The organism is Sulfuritalea sp., from assembly GCF_031426875.1.
Classification (GTDB): domain Bacteria; phylum Pseudomonadota; class Gammaproteobacteria; order Burkholderiales; family Rhodocyclaceae; genus Sulfuritalea.
In genome coordinates, this window is the sequence record NZ_JASJPC010000023.1 from 35,363 (window position 1) to 51,895 (window position 16,533).

The 16,533-nt window shown below is 63.7% G+C and carries 15 protein-coding genes; 8 read left to right on the top strand and 7 right to left on the bottom strand.

Annotated features, from left to right (window positions below):
• Positions 1–21 precede the first annotated feature (21 nt).
• Entirely contained in the window at positions 22–690 is a 669-nt protein-coding gene (locus RMO95_RS11040; RefSeq protein WP_310450684.1) for a response regulator transcription factor, read from the bottom strand.
• A gap of 601 nt (positions 691–1,291) precedes the next feature.
• Between RMO95_RS11040 and RMO95_RS11045 the strand changes: the two genes are divergently transcribed.
• Positions 1,292–2,245, top strand: a complete 954-nt coding sequence (locus RMO95_RS11045) for a DmsE family decaheme c-type cytochrome (RefSeq protein WP_310450685.1) — start codon at positions 1,292–1,294, stop codon at positions 2,243–2,245.
• A gap of 86 nt (positions 2,246–2,331) precedes the next feature.
• The gene (locus RMO95_RS11050; protein ID WP_310450686.1) at positions 2,332–4,503 is read left to right on the top strand and encodes an MtrB/PioB family decaheme-associated outer membrane protein; all 2,172 of its coding nucleotides are present in this window, start codon (positions 2,332–2,334) and stop codon (positions 4,501–4,503) included.
• 124 nt (positions 4,504–4,627) lie between these two features.
• Here the strand turns inward: RMO95_RS11050 and RMO95_RS11055 are convergent, their stop codons facing one another.
• Genes RMO95_RS11055 through gmk form a run of 4 tightly spaced genes read right to left on the bottom strand, consistent with a single transcriptional unit; the run spans position 4,628 to position 7,958 of the window.
• The gene (locus RMO95_RS11055) at positions 4,628–4,816 is read right to left on the bottom strand and encodes a DUF3460 family protein (protein WP_310450687.1); all 189 of its coding nucleotides are present in this window, start codon (positions 4,814–4,816) and stop codon (positions 4,628–4,630) included.
• 21 nt (positions 4,817–4,837) lie between these two features.
• Positions 4,838–7,087, bottom strand: a complete 2,250-nt coding sequence (locus RMO95_RS11060; protein WP_409574941.1) for a RelA/SpoT family protein — start codon at positions 7,085–7,087, stop codon at positions 4,838–4,840.
• A 41-nt stretch (positions 7,088–7,128) separates the two neighbouring features.
• Entirely contained in the window at positions 7,129–7,335 is a 207-nt protein-coding gene (rpoZ, locus tag RMO95_RS11065; protein WP_310450688.1) for a DNA-directed RNA polymerase subunit omega, read from the bottom strand.
• A 5-nt stretch (positions 7,336–7,340) separates the two neighbouring features.
• Positions 7,341–7,958 carry a guanylate kinase gene (gmk, locus tag RMO95_RS11070; protein WP_310450689.1) on the bottom strand — a complete coding sequence of 206 codons (618 nt, stop codon included), beginning with the start codon at positions 7,956–7,958 and terminating at the stop codon, positions 7,341–7,343.
• Positions 7,959–8,021: 63 nt separating this feature from the next.
• Here gmk and RMO95_RS11075 point away from each other — a divergent pair, with 63 nt between their 5' ends.
• The gene (locus tag RMO95_RS11075) at positions 8,022–8,420 is read left to right on the top strand and encodes a DUF2946 family protein (protein WP_310450690.1); all 399 of its coding nucleotides are present in this window, start codon (positions 8,022–8,024) and stop codon (positions 8,418–8,420) included.
• Between the two features lie 98 nt (positions 8,421–8,518).
• Positions 8,519–8,992: a copper chaperone PCu(A)C gene (locus RMO95_RS11080; protein WP_310450691.1), complete on the top strand. Its 474-nt coding sequence runs from the start codon at positions 8,519–8,521 to the stop codon at positions 8,990–8,992.
• Between the two features lie 44 nt (positions 8,993–9,036).
• Here RMO95_RS11080 and RMO95_RS11085 read toward each other — a convergent pair whose 3' ends face one another.
• The gene (locus RMO95_RS11085) at positions 9,037–11,955 is read right to left on the bottom strand and encodes an EAL domain-containing protein (protein WP_310450692.1); all 2,919 of its coding nucleotides are present in this window, start codon (positions 11,953–11,955) and stop codon (positions 9,037–9,039) included.
• 219 nt (positions 11,956–12,174) lie between these two features.
• Positions 12,175–13,050 (bottom strand): YicC/YloC family endoribonuclease, encoded by an 876-nt coding sequence (locus RMO95_RS11090; protein ID WP_310450693.1) that lies wholly within the window; start codon positions 13,048–13,050, stop codon positions 12,175–12,177.
• Positions 13,051–13,158: 108 nt separating this feature from the next.
• Between RMO95_RS11090 and RMO95_RS11095 the strand changes: the two genes are divergently transcribed.
• The 4 genes from RMO95_RS11095 to rdgB all read left to right on the top strand — a co-directional run bounded on the left by RMO95_RS11095 (position 13,159) and on the right by rdgB (position 16,466).
• Positions 13,159–14,091 carry a serine/threonine protein kinase gene (locus RMO95_RS11095; protein WP_409574942.1) on the top strand — a complete coding sequence of 311 codons (933 nt, stop codon included), beginning with the start codon at positions 13,159–13,161 and terminating at the stop codon, positions 14,089–14,091.
• The gene (locus tag RMO95_RS11100; protein ID WP_310450695.1) at positions 14,088–14,969 is read left to right on the top strand and encodes a protein phosphatase 2C domain-containing protein; all 882 of its coding nucleotides are present in this window, start codon (positions 14,088–14,090) and stop codon (positions 14,967–14,969) included. Before RMO95_RS11095 ends, RMO95_RS11100 begins: the two co-directional genes overlap by 4 nt.
• A gap of 181 nt (positions 14,970–15,150) precedes the next feature.
• Positions 15,151–15,879, top strand: a complete 729-nt coding sequence (gene rph, locus RMO95_RS11105) for a ribonuclease PH (RefSeq protein ID WP_310450696.1) — start codon at positions 15,151–15,153, stop codon at positions 15,877–15,879.
• On the top strand, positions 15,876–16,466 hold the full coding sequence (rdgB, locus tag RMO95_RS11110) for an RdgB/HAM1 family non-canonical purine NTP pyrophosphatase (RefSeq protein ID WP_310450697.1): 591 nt from the start codon (positions 15,876–15,878) through the stop codon (positions 16,464–16,466). Before rph ends, rdgB begins: the two co-directional genes overlap by 4 nt.
• Positions 16,467–16,533: the final 67 nt, after the last annotated feature.

Consider the following 16,533-nt stretch of genomic DNA (forward strand, 5'->3'; position numbering starts at 1 on the left):
GGCGACCCGCCGGCGCCGGGCTTACTTCCTCAGCAACTGATAGCCGGTGCCGCGCACCGTCAGTATCGGCGAGCGACCGTCGGCAAGTTTGCCGAGCTTTTTACGCAAGTTGCTGATGTGCATGTCGAGGCTGCGCTCATAGTGCTGGATCTCGCGCCCCAGCACCGTCTTGGCAAGCTCTGCCTTGCGTACCGCGTGACCCGGACGGCGGAACAAGGCTTCCAGTACATCGAACTCGGTGCTGGTCAGCGGCAATGGCTCGCCGCGCCAGATCGCGGTGCGCTGGGACGGCACGAGATTCAGGCTTTCAATACCGCTACCGCGCATCCTCTCCGCGGCCAGGGCAAGCCGCGTGCGACGTAGGATGGAGTTCAGGCGTGCGACCAGTTCGCGCAGGTTGCAAGACTTCGACAAGTAATCATCGGCGCCCAACTCCAGACCGACAATGCGCTCGATGTCGTCGTTTCCGGCGCTCAGTATCACCACCGGCAGTTCGCCCTGACGGCGAATGCGCCGCAGCACTTCGATGCCGCCCAGGCGCGGCAGCCGGTCATCGACAATGACCAAGTCATAGATGCCCTGCGAGACCTGTAATAAGCCCGTGTCGCCGTCATGGGCGACGGTCACGCCGAACCCCTGCCCCTGAAGATAGTCGGTAAGTACCTGGCAAAGCACGGCATCGCCGTCCATCAGCAATAGTCGCGGTGCCTGTTCCACTCAATCATCCTCAAGTTGGTCTGGCGCGGCCGGCATCGCCGGCGCCAGACCAAAACTGGCATGGCGGACATTGAGTGCGGCGCGGCGCAATGTTGTATTGTAACAATTTTCAAAAACTTACATTTGCCGGCATGGGCAAAGGCAGAGTGTTTTACTTGGTTTCTCACCCGTGGGACTTTTCCCGAAAGGGATTCTTACGACTGGGAATGTTATGTAAATAATGTAACGTATTCAATAATATAAATACGCCTCATGATTTAATGGGATTTCGCATTGGAGCATCAAAAAATACCAGAGACGAGTGTGCCAGAAACAATTTCACACTGCCGGCCCACAAAAAATACGGGTCACAATGTAAGCATATGTAAGTGATAGTTACAAAGCCGCTTCCGGGGGCTTGATCCGTATCAGGCCGTCAAGCATCCTCTCGCGCTGATTGGGGTTGCGCGCAGCAATGGGCAGCGGGAATTCGAGGCAATGACTCCCGTTACGGCGCTCCAGACGCGATGGCATAAAGGGAACTCACATGCAATTAGCTCGACACGTACTCGCTTTTTGTGCCGTCATCGGCACTTTGGCGGCCGCCACGCCACTGCTGGCGGCCGATGCGCCCAAGGCGGCACCGACGAAGGTCAATCTCGCTGCAGATCCCAATGCCAAGGATCTGATCCTCAAGGGCGATGCGAAATGCACCGGCTGCCACGACGAGGCCGATGAACCTACTGGGGCGGGCACCATGCTCGAGTTGAACCCGGGCGTACTCGCCATCGGAAAGACCAAGCATGGCGTCAAGGCAGACAAACGCACCCCGACTTGCACTGATTGTCACGGCGATAGTGAGAAGCACCGAACTCACAAGGGCAGCGACAAGCCGCCAAAGGTCGACCGCAGTTTTCGCTCGCATACGCCAACTTCCGCCGAGCAGCGCGACGCGGCCTGCATGAGCTGTCACAAGGGCGGCAATCGGATGAACTGGCCAGGCAGTCAGCATGCAAACGGCGATGTTTCCTGCAACGCCTGCCACAAGGTGCACAGCAAGAAGGATCTGGTGCGCGACAAGTATGCCCAGGCAGAGGTCTGCTATACCTGCCACAAGGATCAGCGCGTCGAGATGCGCAAACCTTCCCATCACCCAGTCAACGAGGGCAAGGTAGTCTGCTCGGCCTGTCATAACCTGCACGGCTCCACTGGACCAAAGCTGCTGATCAAGAACACGCTGAACGAAACCTGTTACAGCTGCCATATGGAGAAGCGCGGCCCCTTCCTCTGGGAGCATCCGCCGGCCGCCGACAACTGCGCCAATTGCCACGTGCCGCATGGTTCAAACAACACGGCCTTGTTGAAAACGCGGCAGCCCTATCTGTGCGAGCAGTGCCATGACTACACCAACCATCCGGGCAACGTCTATAGCGGTTCTGGCTTGCCGCCCAATGGCGCGGCTCAGCAGATGGTGCTGCGGGCGTGTGCCAACTGTCATACGCAGGTCCACGGGTCGAATCACCCGTCCGGCCCGCGCTTCACACGCTGATTGCAAGGGAGAATGGCATGAAAACAAGACTTAATCGGCACCCGGTACGCAAGATTCTGGCGGTCTCGATCTCCGCCATCGGGCTCATGGCCGCGGCACCCAATCTGATGGCGCAAACCGACGGCCCCAGCGAGGAAGTTCTCAACCTGATCCGGCCCGATAGCGAAATCAGCTTCGGCGTGCTCGACGTGTCGAAAAGCAGCTACAAGTTCGGCGATTACACGGGCATGCACAAGAAGGGGGCGCACCTGAACGGCGACGTCCGGGTAAACATGCGCGGCGAAGGCAATGCGAATTATCTCGAAATTGACGCCACCAATCTCGGCCTCGACTCACGCAACTTCAAAATCAAGGGCGGCGAGCAGGGCAACTACGGGCTGAGCCTGGAATACGACGAAATCAGCAAGCTCTGGTATGACAGCTATCAGACGCCCTACGTCAATCCGGGCTCGACCCGGCTCGACCTGCCGGCTGGCTGGGTTGCCAGTGCCACTACGCCGGGAATGACGCAGCTTACCGGCAACATGAAGTCGTTCAACATTGAAACCCAGCGCAAGTCCGTCGCGTTCGGTCTGACCAAACTGCTTGGCGGGGACTGGGATGTCGCCGTCGATTTCAAGCACGAGACCAAGCAAGGCAATCGTCTGCTCGGCGCTGTTTTCGGAAATAGCGGCGGTAACCCGCGCGCCGCGGTGCTTCCCGAACCGGTCGATTACGTCACGCGCCAGTTCAATCTCAGTGCCCGCTACACCACGGACAAGCTTCAATTTCAGGCGGGATATTCCGCTTCGCTGTTCGACAACAAGAAGCCGTTCTTGCAGTTCCAGAACGCTTACACGACCATCGCGGGCTGGACTGCCGGCACAGGCTTTCCGGCCTACGGCCAGATCGGCCTGCCGCCGGACAACCAGGCGCACCAGCTCAGCGCTTCGCTGGGCTATCAGCTTTCCAAGGCGACCCGGCTGGCCGGCACGTTCAGCTATTCCCGCCTGACCCAGAACGATTCCTTCCTGCCGTACACCTCGAACCCGGTGCTTGTCATTACCAATCCGATGCCGCGCTCCTCGCTCGAGGGCAAGGTGAATAACACCCACCTGGACATGAAACTGACGTCGAAACTGAGCAGCGACTGGAACCTGGTGGCCGCCTACCGTTACGACGACAAGGCCAACAAGACGCCGCAGTCGCTCTATGACTACATCGGCGGCGATTCAACCAATCAGAACGTGGTGGCCAATTCAGACCGCTGGCGGACCAACCTGCCAGGCAGCAGCACCAAGCAACTGATTGAAGTCGAAGCGATCTACAGACTGTCTGCGCATACCAAGCTGAAATTCGGCGGGGAATATGAGTGGGCCAAGAAAACCTTCGAAGCCGTAAGCAACGAAAAGGAGCACACGCTCAAGGCCGAAGTGCATCATCATTTCAGCGACACGACCGCCGGCGGCCTGAGCTACGCTTGGTCCGACCGCCAGACATCGGACTACCTCTTTGCGGCGCCTTTTGCCGCGTCGTTTGCCCCGGCCTATGTCGCCGCTCAAAGCTGGGACAACAACCCGTTCCAGAAAAAGTTCTTCATGGCGCCGCGCACGCGCGACAAGATCCATGCCTTCGTGAACTTCGAGCCGATGGAAAAAGTCGACGTGCACCTCGGCTTCGACTTCAAGGATGACAATTACACCAAGTCCTACTACGGGCTTCAGGATGCAAGGGGCTACGGTGCAAATGTCGATGTCAATATCGCGGCGACGGATGCACTGACCGCCCATGTCTATGCAGCGGCGGATCGGTACACAAACTTCGAGCGGTCGAACCGCCTGGCTGCCGGTTGCGGCGGTGGCAAAGCCAATCCGACAGCTCCGGGTTGCGACTGGACCGCCAACCTGTCCGATCACAACTACCTGACCGGACTGGGTTTGCGCTATCGTCCCGGCGAGAAGTATGAGATCGGTGCCGATTACACTTACTCGAAATCGATCGGCAAGACCGACATGTGGGCGGCGGCGGGAACGACAGGGCTGTTGCCCCTGCCGGAAAACACCAATACGCTCAATCGCATCGACCTGTTTGGCCGATATGCCTTGCAGAAAAACCTGAGCCTCAACGTGAAATACATCTATGAGCGTTTCCAGGCCACCGACTGGGCATTGGAAGGGCTGACACCGGCCTCGATGGCCAACGTGATCGGCACCAATCAGGTCGCACCGAATTACAGCGTGCACGCTCTGGGAGTCTCCTTGAGCTACCAGTTCAAATAGTAGACCGTACGGCCGCGACCGGCAGCCGTCCTGCCGGTCGTCAAGACAATGGAGGAACCCTGTTATTCGGGTTCCTCTTTTTTCTGGCAGACGCCCAGAAGTTATCGTCAAAACGCTCCGATTTTCAGTTCGCGTCGTAGTAGTAGGCCTTGCTCGGCACTGCCGCCGCCGCATCGTCCTTCATCGTTTCCAGCGGCCGCGGCGGCTTGTCCCACCACAGGGCGCGGCCCTTTTGCTGTTCCAGCGCTTCCTCGGGATGCTTTTCCATCCACTCGCGCATGAATTTGGTGTGTTCGGATTCGTAGAGGGCCATGGGATTTCCTTTGTGGTTTGATCAGTGTTTGGTGTTGACGTAACGCGTGATGCGCACCACTTCCGGGATGCGCCGCAGGGCGCGCAGGATGCGGGCGAGATGAATCCGGTCGGACACTTGCAGCGTGAAGAACAGGGTGGTGGCTTCGCCGCTGTCGTCGTCCATGCTGATATTGACGATGTTGGAGTCGGTCTCGGCGATACCGGCGGCGATCCGCGCCAGCACGCCGCGCGTGTTCTTGGTGACTACCCGGATGCTGGCTTCGAACATGCCGCTGATGCCGGATTCCCATTCGACATCGACCCAGTTGCCGCGCTCGCTGCGCAACTTGGCGATGGCCGGGCAATCGTGCGTATGCACCACGAGCCCCTGGCCCTTGCGGATCAGGCCGACAATCGGGTCGCCGGGAATCGGCCGGCAGCAGTTGCCGAGCTTCACCGCGACGCCGTCCGGGCCATGGATCAGGATTGCCTGATGGCTGCGGCCCTCCGCCGCGACGCCGGCGGCGCCGGCTTCGACGCCTTCCGCCAGGCGTCGTGCGACGATGGCCGGCAGGCGCTTGCCGAGACCGATGTCGGCCAGCACGGCGCGCTGCGAACGGGCTCCGGAAGCGCGCTTGAAGCGGTCCCAGGCCTGCGCCGGCAGCTTGGCCAGGGCCAGGCCGAGGTCGCGCAGGGCATGCGACAGGAGGCGCTCGCCGAGCGCCGCGGACTCTTCATTCTGCCGGGTGTTGAGGAAGTGGCGGATCTTCGAGCGCGCCCTTGCGCTCTTGACGTAGCCGAGCCAGGCCGGATTGGGTGCGGCGTTCGGCGCGGTGATGATCTCGACGCGGTCGCCATTGCGCAGTTCGGTGCGCAACGGCATGGTCTCGAAATTGATGCGGCAGGCGACGCAGCGGTCGCCGATGTCGGTATGCACGGCATAGGCCAGATCGACCGGCGTCGAGCCGCGCGGCAGGGCGAAGATCTTGCCCTTGGGGCTGAAGACATAGACCTCGCTGGGAAACAGGTCGATTTTGACGTGTTCGAGAAATTCCGAGGAGTCGCCGCTGGCCGACTGCAGTTCGACCAGCGATTGCAGCCACTTGTGGGTCTTCTTCTGCAGTTGGTCCAGGGCGGACTCGTCCTTGTACAGCCAGTGCGAGGCGACGCCGGATTCGGCGACATGGTGCATGTTGGCGTCGCGGATCTGGATCTCCGCCGGCGTGCCGAAAGGCCCGATCAGGGTCGTGTGCAGCGACTGGTAGCCGTTCGCCTTGGGGATGGCGATATAGTCCTTGAACTTGCCCGGCACCGGCTGGTACAGCGCATGCAGCGCGCCCAGCGCCAGGTAGCAGGTGGGCCGGTCCTTGACGATGATGCGAAAGCCGTAGATGTCCAGCACCTGTGAAAAGGAGAGGTGCTTTTCGCGCATCTTGCGATAGATGCCGTAAAGATGCTTTTCCCGGCCCATGACTTCCGCATCGATGCCGGCGGCCGGCAGCGTCTCGCGAATGGCTTCGAGGATGCGGCTGACCACCTCGCGCCGGTTGCCGCGCGCGCCTTTCACGGCCTTGGCCAGCACGCGATAGCGCAGCGGGTGGGCATGGCGGAAAGCCAGTTCCTGCAACTCGCGGTAGAGCGCGTTGAGCCCCAGCCGGTTGGCGATCGGCGCATAGATGTCGAGCGTCTCGCGGGCGATCCGCCGCCGCTTTTCGGGACGCATGGCGTCCAGCGTCTGCATGTTGTGCAGGCGGTCGGCCAGCTTGATCAGGATCACGCGGACATCGCGCGCCATGGCCAACAGCATTTTTCGGAAATTTTCGGCCTGGGCTTCCTCGAAGCTTTGATGCTCGATGCGGTCGAGCTTGGAGACGCCATCGACCAGTTCGGCGGCGACCTTGCCGAAGCGCTCGGCGATCTGTTCCTTGGTGATCGCCGTGTCTTCCATCACGTCGTGCAGCAGCGCGGCGATCAGGGCGTGGGCGTCGAGGTGCCAGCCCACCAGGGTTTCCGCCACCGCCAGCGGATGCGCGATGTAGGGCCCGCCGCTGATGCGCATCTGGCCACGGTGCGCGGCGTCGGCGAATACGTAGGCCGCGCCGACGCGGGTGATGTCCTCAGGCTGGAGATAGGTGGCGAGCTTGGCGTTGAAGCGTTCCAGATCTTCGGCCAGATCGACCGGCGGGTGCATGTCCGCCGATATCAGCGGCGACTCGTCCAGCGCACCCGGCACCACGCCGGGGTCCAGGCTGGAAATCGGCGGGGCAGCCGGGGAGGGCGGGGGTGACATAAACCGTGGCGCCGGCACGTTTCACCCCGTTCGCATGATGCCTAGGACTGGCCGCGAGTGAGAATTTCGAGGCCGACCTTGCCGGCAGCTATTTCGCGCAAGGCCACCACGGTGGGCTTGTCGCGTCCGGGCTCGACTTGAGGCGTGCTGCCCAGCGTGAGTTGGCGGGCACGATAGGTTGCCGCCAGGGTGAGCTGAAAGCGATTGGGAATGAGCTTGATGCAATCGTCGATGGTGACACGGGCCATGGTGTTCAGTCCTGATCTAGAAAACGGAAAACAGCGGGATGGCGTGCGCGCTGACGCGCGAAACGCAGACGCGAAGCACACACGGCGGCTTTGAGCTCGCCGAGCGCCACATCCAAGTCATTGTTGATTATAACAAAATCGAACTCGCCTACGTGATGCATTTCGCCCAGTGCGCCGGCCACCCGGCGCGCGATGACGTCCTCGCTATCGGCGCCGCGCCGGCGCAAACGATTTTCCAGCTCGGCGATCGACGGCGGCAGGATGAATATGCTGACGGCTTCGGGAAACTGCCGGCGCATTTGCTGTGCGCCCTGCCAGTCGATCTCCAGCACCATGTCGCAGCCTTCCGTCATGCGCTGGTCGAGCCAGACGCGCGAAGTGCCGTAGAAATTGTCGTGCACTTCCGCCCATTCGGCGAACTCGCCGCGCTCGCGCATGGCCAGAAAGCGCTGTACGGCGATGAAATGATATTCGCGACCGTCCTGCTCGCCGGGACGGGGCGCACGGGTGGTGAAGGAAACTGAATGCCGTACCTGCGGGTCCTCGGCCAGCAGGCGGCCCACCAGCGTGGTCTTGCCGGCGCCGGAAGGCGCCGCGACGATAAACAGGGTTCCGGAGATCATGGTCGGCAGCGTTGAGTTTGGTCAAGGTTTTGCGGGGGAGGACCATATTAGTATACGCGGACCGTGTCCAGATCCATTCATCCGCCCTCGTTCCGCCACCGCTCAACCTGGCTGCTGACCCTTGGTCTGCTGGCCATGGTCTTGCACTTGCTGGCGGGCAGCGGATTGGTTCGGGCGTCCATGGGCAGCGGCGACGGCTTTGTCGCCGATCTATGCACCAGTCATGGCGTGTTCCAGGCCGCTGCCGCGCAGACTCCCGACGGCGGTTCCGCACCGACCGGCGCGGTTCACGACTGCTGCAAGTCGTGCGCCGCCGGGGGGCCGCTGCTGGTGACTACGGTCGCGATCGCCGTGGCGCCAGCGCCAACTTTCACCGCCCCGCCGCCATCCGCGGCTTTCGCGCGACCGACGCCGGCCCGGTGGTCCGCGCACAGCCCGCGCGGACCACCGGCACTGGCCTGACCAGGTTGCAGCCCGTGCGCACCGCCTCGATGCGGCGCCCGGGAGCCGGATCAGTTTCCCGCCTTGTGGCGGGTCCATTTTCATCGCCAGGAGCCATCATGAATCGCATCGTTCGCGCCAGCCTGCTGTCAACGCTTGTTTCCGCCGTCTTCATTCTTCCCGCCCATGCCCAGGTCACGGTCAAGGAGCCCTGGGTGCGCGCCACCGTGTCGGCCCAAATGGCCACCGGAGCCTTCATGCAAATCACTTCCGTGCAAGACGCGCGTCTGGTCGAGGCCAGGTCGCCGGTCGCCGGCGTGGTCGAGGTGCACGAAATGTCCATGGACAAGGACGTCATGAAAATGCGCGCGGTCAAGACGCTCGACCTGCCCGCCGGCAAGAGTGTCGAACTCAAGCCGGGCGGCTATCACATCATGCTGATGGATTTGAAGCAGCAGATGAAGGAAGGCGACACCGTTCCGGTAACCCTGGTTGTCGAAGGCAAGGACAAGAAGCGCAGCACCATCGAGGTCAAGGCGCCGGTAAGGCCGCTGGCGGCGCCCGCCGCCATGGGCCACGACATGAAGCATTGATCGCTGCGCCAGCCGCAAGCGCTTACTATCGGCGGCCGCCGGTGTCAGGCCTGCCGCGCGAAGCGTTCGAATTCTTCCAGCGGCAGCGGTCGGCTGAAGAAGAAGCCCTGGTAGGCGTGGCAGCCTGAATTCGCCAGAAAATCGCGCTGCAAGGCGGATTCGACGCCTTCGGCGATGACTCCCAGGCCCAGGCTGTGGGCCAGGGCGACCACCGTGCGGGCGATTGCCGCATCGTTGCTGTCCAACAGCACGTCGCGCACGAAGGACTGGTCGATCTTCAACTGGTCCAGCGGCATGCGCTTGAGGTAGGCGAGCGAGGAATAACCGGTGCCGAAGTCGTCGAGCGAAAAGCCCACGCCCACGGCCTTCAGCAGCAGCATCTTGTCGATGATTTCCTGCACGTTGTGCACCAGCTGGCTTTCCGTCAGTTCGAGCTTCAGTCGCTGCGGATTCGCGCCGGTGCTGCGTATGGTTTCCAGGACTTCCTCGACGAAGTCCTTGCGCCGAAACTCCTGGGCGCTGACGTTGACCGCCAGGGTCAGGTGCCGGGTTTCCGGCCGCGCGGCCCAGGCCGCCAGTTGGCGGCAGGCGGTTTCCAGTACCCAGTGGCCGAGGGTCTGAATCAGGCCGGTGTCCTCCGCCAGGGGGATGAACTCGGTGGGATGCACCAGGCCGCGCTGCGGATGCTGCCAGCGCACCAGGGCTTCGGCACCGATCACCTGGCCCGAGAAATCGACCTGTGCCTGGTAGTGCACGAGAAACTGCCGCTCCGCAATGGCCTTGCGCAGGTCGTTTTCCAGGGCGGCGTGCGCCGTGACGGCCGCCTGCATGGCGGGATCGAAAAAGCGCAAGGTGTTGCGGCCCAGGGCCTTGGCCTGGTACATCGCCGTGTCGGCCCGCTTCATCAGCTCCTCGGCGGTGACCGGCGTGCGGTCGAACAGGGTGATGCCTATGCTCGAACTGCAATGGTGGCTGCGCTTGCCGCGGGCTTCCCCGCTGGCGACGATGTCGAGCAGATAGGGTTGGCTCAGCATGGCCTGGATTTTCACCGCCAGGGCTTCCGCCTGCATCGCGGCAAGCTGGTCGCCGTCGCCGCCATCGAGATCCTCCAGCACCACGACGAATTCGTCGCCGCCCAGGCGTGCCACGGTATCGCTCTGGCGGATGCTGGATTGCAGGCGCGACGCCACCTCCACCAGCAACTGGTCGCCGACGTCATGGCCCAGCGTGTCGTTGAGGGTCTTGAAGTTGTCCAGGTCGAAGAACATCAGCGCGCCGCAGCGGCTATTGCGGACGCAGCCGGCCAGCGCATGCCGCAGGCGGTCGAGCAGCAGGCGGCGATTGGGCAGCCCCGTCAGGTGATCGTAGAAGGCCAACTGGGCGATCTCGTTTTCCGCCGCCTTGCGCTCGGTGATGTCGGCGAAAGTGCCGACGTAGTTGGTCACCTCGCCGCCGATGCCCCTGACCGCCGTGATGCTCAGCCACTCGGGAAATTCCTCGCCGTTCTTGCGCCGGTTCCAGATTTCGCCCTGCCAGCTGCCGGTGCGGGCCAGGCTGCCCCACATGGATTCGTAAAAGACCGGATCGTGACGCCCCGAACTGAGCATGTGCGGCGTATTGCCCACGGCTTCGTCGGAGTCATAGCCGGTAATTTCGGTAAACGCGCGATTGACGCGCAGGATTACCTTGTTGGCGTCGGTGATGGTCACCCCTTCCTGGGCCTCGAAGGTGGTGGCCGCGACGCGCAGATGCTGCTCGGTGCGGATCCGCTCCGAGATGTCGCGGATGGTGCCGCTGACGTAACGCTTGTCGCCGACTTCCCACTTGGCCAGGGACAATTCAATGGGAAATTCGGTGCCGTCCCGGCGCAGGCCTTCGGTCTCGAAGGCCTTGCCGCTGACGCGCGATTCGCCGCCGGCCAGCACGCGATCGATGCCGCGCACATGGCTCTCGCGGTGCCGCTCGGGTATCAGCCGGGTCAAGGGCTGACTGATGATTTCGGCTTCGGTGTAACCGAACGCGGCTTCCGCCTGCCGGTTCCAGCCGACGATGTTGCCGCGGCTGTCGGCGGTCACGATGGCATCGTTGGCCGACTGCGTCACGGCCTGGTAACGGGCCGTGCTCTCGCGCAAGATCTGCTCGACCTGTTTGCGTTCCTCGATCTCCTTCAGCAGGCTGAGGTTGGTCGCGTCCAGCGATGCGGTACGCTCGTGCACGCGCCGGTCGAGATCCTGGATGGATTGCTTGAGCAGCATTTGCTGGCCGTCGATGGTGCGCTGGGCGCGGGCGACGAATACATACTGCAGCGCATACAGCAGGGCCAGCAGGCCGAGCACCGTGGCGATGACGATCGAGCGGGTTTCGCCCAACTGCGTGGTCAGGTCGGTGACGTCGCTGTAGATCTCGAATACCGCGACGATGCGCTTCTGCTCGTCGCGGATCGGCAGATAGGTCGAGATGATGTCGAGGTGGTTGCGCGTGCCTTCGAAGGCATCGAAGCTGTGCCGGTGCGTCAGCCCGCTGGTGACCTGTCCGTCGCGGGCGGCGCGGAATGCGGAATTGTCGCGCTTGTCCTCGCCGGTCTGGGTCGGGTCGCTGGAGAACACCGTCATGCCATCGAGGGCATAGATCTTGACCTTGACGACGTCGGTGTCCTTCATCTGCCGCGCCACCAGGGTGTAAAGACTGTCCCGGTAAGCCATGGCGCGCAAGGCGGTCGGCGAGGTGTTCGCGTTGGCGGCCATGAGGCCGGAAAACTTCGGCCACAGCGAGTTGGAGAGGGCGTGGGTCAGCGCCAGGTTGCGATCCTCGGCCAGGTGCTTGAGGTCGCGCAGGGCCAGGTACTGATAGCTCCAGCCCAGCAGCACCGCGACGATGATGGTGCACACCAGGCTGGCGATCGAGAAATGGCGGGCGAGCGCAAATTGCCGGGGCAGCGCGACACCTTGACCCTCCTGGCTCATGCCTGCATTTCCTCCCCTCATGCGTCTGCGGTGCGGCCGACGACAGAAAAACGGCACGCGGCAACTCGCGGCGGACCTGGTAAAGACCCTTGTATGTAGATGGATTATATGCCAGTCAGGAAGGCCGTGCTTCCGCGGTCGCCGGGCTTGCGCCACGCCCGCCCGATGCGGTGGACCGGCGATGGCGCGGCTTGCAAGGGGCCGGCCATGGCCGGCCGCCTATTCGAGGTTTTGCACCTGCTCGCGCATTTGCTCGATCAGCAGCTTGAGTTCAAGTGCGATGGCGGTGACTTCGCCCGAGACCGACTTCGACGACAGCGTATTGGCCTCGCGGTTGAGTTCCTGCATCAGGAAATCCAGCCGCTTGCCGACTGCGCCGCCCTTCTTCAGCACCCGCTCGAGTTCGTCCATGTGAGTGACCAGGCGGGCGATTTCCTCGGCGACGTCGATCTTGGCGGCGAAGACGCCGACTTCCTGGCGGATGCGTTCCTCGTCGAGGTTGGCCACCGCCTCGCGCAACTTGGTCGCCAGACGCTCGCGGTAAGCTGCCAGCGCCGCCGGCAGCAGCGGTTCGGCGGCAGCCACCCGTTCGCGCATGCGTGCCGCGCGATCCTTCAGCACGTCGGCCAGCTTGGCGCCTTCGCGTTCGCGACTGGCGACGAATTCGTCGAGCAGGGTGGCGAACAATTCCTGCGCCGCGGCCTGCAAGGTTTCGCCGCTGAGCGAGTCGTCGCCGAGCACGCCGGGCCAGCGCAGCACTTCCGCCACCGACAGGGGGGCGGCCTGCGGCAACGCGCTGCGCACGGCTGCATCGAGCTTGCCCAGTTCGGTCAGCAGCAGCGGGTCGGGCGTCCGCTGGCGTGCCGCCGCGCCTTGCGCCGGCTGCGCCTGCAGATAGCCGCGGCATTCGATCTTGCCGCGGCCGATACGTCCGGTGATTTTCTCGCGCAAGGGCATTTCGAGAAAACGCAGGTCTTCGCTGAGGCGAAAGCTGACATCCAGATAGCGCGAATTGACGCTCTTGATTTCGAGGTTCATCACGGCGCTGCCGAGGTCGCGGCTGGCAGCCGCATAGCCGGTCATGCTGTAGATCATGGTATTGGGGAGTCTCCGTTCCTGTTGCCTAAAGCAGTTGTTTACAGCAAGGTGGCGAACAAGGAAAATCACGGCAGTATATCAACCCGCCCGCACTCTCCCCATACAGTGGCATCGCAGAACAATCAGGCATTGCCCCCCGGTTGCGAACTGGAAGGCTATCGCATCGAGCGACAGCTTTCGGTCGGCGGGTTTTCCATCGTCTATCTGGCGCACGATGCCGCGGGCACGCCGGTGGCGATCAAGGAATACCTGCCGAACGCCCTGGCGCTGCGCGGCGAAGGGCAGTTGGCGCCGACCGTTCCGCCGCAATACCAGGCGGATTTCAATCACGGCCTGAAGTGCTTTTTCGAGGAAGGGCGCGCGCTCACCGGGATCGACCATCCGAACGTGGTGCGGGTGCTGAATTTCTTTCGCGCCAACGAAACCGTCTATCTGGTGATGCGCTACGAAGTCGGCCAGACCCTGCGCGACTATATCCGGCAGCAGCGCGGCTGGCTGGAAGAGTCGTTTCTGCGCAGCATGTTCTGCGGCGTGCTCGACGGCCTCGGCGAGGTGCATGGCAGCGGCCTGCTGCATCTGGACATCAAGCCGGCCAATATCTGGCTGCGCGACGACGACAGTCCGGTGCTGCTGGATTTCGGCGCCGCGCGCTACGCCGTGGATATCGGTCCACCCGAGCCGCGGGCGATGTATACGCCGGGCTACGCGGCGCCCGAGCAGTATCACGGCAAGTTCACGCTGGGACCCTGGACCGACATCTATGCCGTCGGCGCCTGCATGTATGCGACGCTGGCCGGCGCCGCGCCGCAGGCGGCCGACGCGCGCATGGCCGACGACCAGTTGCAGCCGGCCCGGCAGCGCTGGGGCTCGGACTACTCGCCGCGCCTCCTGGCAACCATCGACGAGTGCCTGCGCCTGGCCCCCGCGCGGCGGCCGCAGCACGCCCGCGCCCTGCAGGCTTCGCTCACTGCCGACCAGCCGGGGGACCAGCCGCCGTCGTCGTGGCTGGCCCGCCTCGGTTTGCGTCGCCGCAAATGAACTACACCATCGTCCAGGACAGCCGCATCGGCGGTCGCGAAATCAACCAGGATCGGGTCGCCTGGCTGGCCACCGACGATGCGGTGCTGATGGTGGTGGCCGACGGCATGGGCGGCCACCTGCAGGGTGAAGTCGCGGCGCAGCTGGCGGTCGATACCATCAGCGAACGCTTTCGCGCCGCAGCCAAAGCGCGGCTCGTCGATCCGGCGCAGTTTCTTGCGGCGGCCCTGCGGCAGGCGCACGAGAGCATCGTCCGCTACGCCGCCGACTGCCGCATTCCGCCCCATGCGGCGCCACGCACCACCTGCATCGCTTGCGTGGTGCAGGATGGGCAGGTCAACTGGGCCCACGCCGGCGATTCGCGCCTGTACCTGATCCATGGCCGCGCCAAGGGCGACGCCGCTTTCATGCGCACCCGCGATCACAGCCTGGTGCAGCGCATGGTCGATGACGGAATCATCGAAAGCGGCCAGGCCGCCAGTCACCCGCTGCGCAACCGCGTGTTCAGTTGCCTCGGCGGCGACCTGATGCCGAGCATCGAAGTCTCGCGCACCGTGTCCCTGCAGGATGGCGACGTCATCGCGCTGTGTACCGATGGCGCCTGGGCGCCCCTCGGCGAGAAGCTGGTGCGCGAACTCGGGCGCGCCTCGCTGACCACCTCGGTGCCGCATCTGCTCGACGCCGCCGAACAGGCGGCCGGTCCCCAGGCCGACAATCTGACCCTGATCGCGATGCGCTGGGAAGCTCCCGATCCGGATGCGCATACGCTCAACCTGCGGCCCGACGCATTGCCGACGAATGTCGCCGCGCCGATCAGCGACGAGGAACTCGACGACGCCGTCGCCGAGATCCGCCGGCGCATGCCCTACACCCCTTAACGCTCATGGCTTCGGAATACCACCTCGCACTATAAAATCTCGCACCTTCGATGGGCCCTCAGCTGGCAAATGGGCCCACCCCTCCCATCCTCTCCTCACGGGGAGGCTATTGATTGGCTCGCTGCGCTCGAACCCGACAAGTCGCGCTTGGCGATGTATTTCCCGTTAATGGAGCTTCTTCATGATCCGTCCGCCGCAACGCACCGACCGCGCCGCCGCCCAGCTGCGCCGCCTCGGCATCACCCGTAATTACACCTGCCATGCCGAAGGCAGCGTCCTCGTCGAATTCGGCGCGACCAAAGTCCTGTGCACCGCCAGCGTCGAGGAATCGGTGCCCGGCTTTCTGCGCGGCAAGGGCTCCGGCTGGGTCACCGCCGAATACGGCATGCTGCCGCGCGCCACCAACACGCGCACCGCGCGCGAGGCGGCGAAGGGCAAGCAGTCGGGCCGCACCCAGGAAATCCAACGCCTGATCGGCCGTAGCTTGCGCGCCGTGACCGACCTCGCGGCGCTCGGCGAACGCCAGATTACGCTCGACTGCGACGTGCTGCAGGCCGACGGCGGCACGCGCTGCGCTTCCATCACCGGCGCCTGCGTGGCCCTGCACGACGCGCTGTCGAAGCTGGTGGCCGGCGGCAAGCTGGCACAGCATCCGATGCGCGAACTGGTGGCCGCCGTGTCGGTCGGCATCGTCGACGGCATCGCGGTGCTCGATCTCGACTATGCCGAAGATTCCTCCTGCGACACCGACATGAACGTAGTCATGACGGCCGGCGGCGGCATCATCGAAGTGCAGGGCACCGCGGAAGGCGCTCCGTTCTCGCGCGCAGAACTCGACACGCTGCTGGAGCTCGCCGCGGCCGGCATCGGCGACATCATCGCGGCGCAGCAAGCCGCCCTCGTGTCGTGAAGAAGCTGGTCCTCGCCTCGGGCAATCCCGGCAAGCTGCGCGAATTCGGCCAACTGCTGGTGCCCTTCGATTTCGAGGTATTGCCGCAATCGGCCTTCGACGTGCCCGAAGCCGAGGAGCCGCACATCACCTTCGTCGAGAATGCGATCGCCAAGGCGCGCCATGCCGCGCGGCTGACCGGCCTGCCGGCGCTGGCCGATGATTCGGGGCTCTGCGTTTCGGCGCTCGACGGCGCGCCGGGCGTGTTCTCGGCGCGCTATGGCGGCGAACCGAAGTCGGACGCGAAGAACAACGAAAAGCTGCTGGCCGACCTCGCCGGGCTCAAGGATCGTCGCGCCCATTATGTCGCGGTGCTGGTGCTGATGCGCCATGCCGATGATCCGCAGCCGGTCGTCACCGAAGGCGAATGGCATGGCGAGATCATCGACACGCCGCGCGGCGCCGGCGGTTTCGGCTACGACCCCTACTTCCTGGTGCCCGGCACCGGCCTCACCGCGGCCGAACTGCCGCACGAGGAAAAGAACCGCTATTCGCACCGCGGCAAGGCCCTGGCGCAACTCATCGAGCGCCTGCGGCTGGGCATGTGATCACTACCATCCCGATCATCCCGATCGCCGTACCGCCAGCGCCAACTCTTGCCGGCTCGGGCCTGGC

Bases quoted from the DNA above. Each gene is read 5' to 3' on its own strand.
- RMO95_RS11085 (WP_310450692.1), bottom strand. From the start codon at position 11,955: ATGAGCCAGGAGGGTCAAGGTGTCGCGCTGCCCCGGCAATTTGCGCTC.
- RMO95_RS11055 (WP_310450687.1), bottom strand. From the start codon at position 4,816: ATGGCCCTCTACGAATCCGAACACACCAAATTCATGCGCGAGTGGATG.
- rph (WP_310450696.1), top strand. From the start codon at position 15,151: ATGATCCGTCCGCCGCAACGCACCGACCGCGCCGCCGCCCAGCTGCGC.
- RMO95_RS11080 (WP_310450691.1), top strand. From the start codon at position 8,519: ATGAATCGCATCGTTCGCGCCAGCCTGCTGTCAACGCTTGTTTCCGCC.
- RMO95_RS11050 (WP_310450686.1), top strand. From the start codon at position 2,332: ATGGCCGCGGCACCCAATCTGATGGCGCAAACCGACGGCCCCAGCGAG.
- RMO95_RS11040 (WP_310450684.1), bottom strand. From the start codon at position 690: ATGGACGGCGATGCCGTGCTTTGCCAGGTACTTACCGACTATCTTCAG.
- rpoZ (WP_310450688.1), bottom strand. From the start codon at position 7,335: ATGGCCCGTGTCACCATCGACGATTGCATCAAGCTCATTCCCAATCGC.
- RMO95_RS11090 (WP_310450693.1), bottom strand. From the start codon at position 13,050: ATGATCTACAGCATGACCGGCTATGCGGCTGCCAGCCGCGACCTCGGC.
- RMO95_RS11100 (WP_310450695.1), top strand. From the start codon at position 14,088: ATGAACTACACCATCGTCCAGGACAGCCGCATCGGCGGTCGCGAAATC.
- RMO95_RS11060 (WP_409574941.1), bottom strand. From the start codon at position 7,087: ATGTCACCCCCGCCCTCCCCGGCTGCCCCGCCGATTTCCAGCCTGGAC.
- gmk (WP_310450689.1), bottom strand. From the start codon at position 7,958: ATGATCTCCGGAACCCTGTTTATCGTCGCGGCGCCTTCCGGCGCCGGC.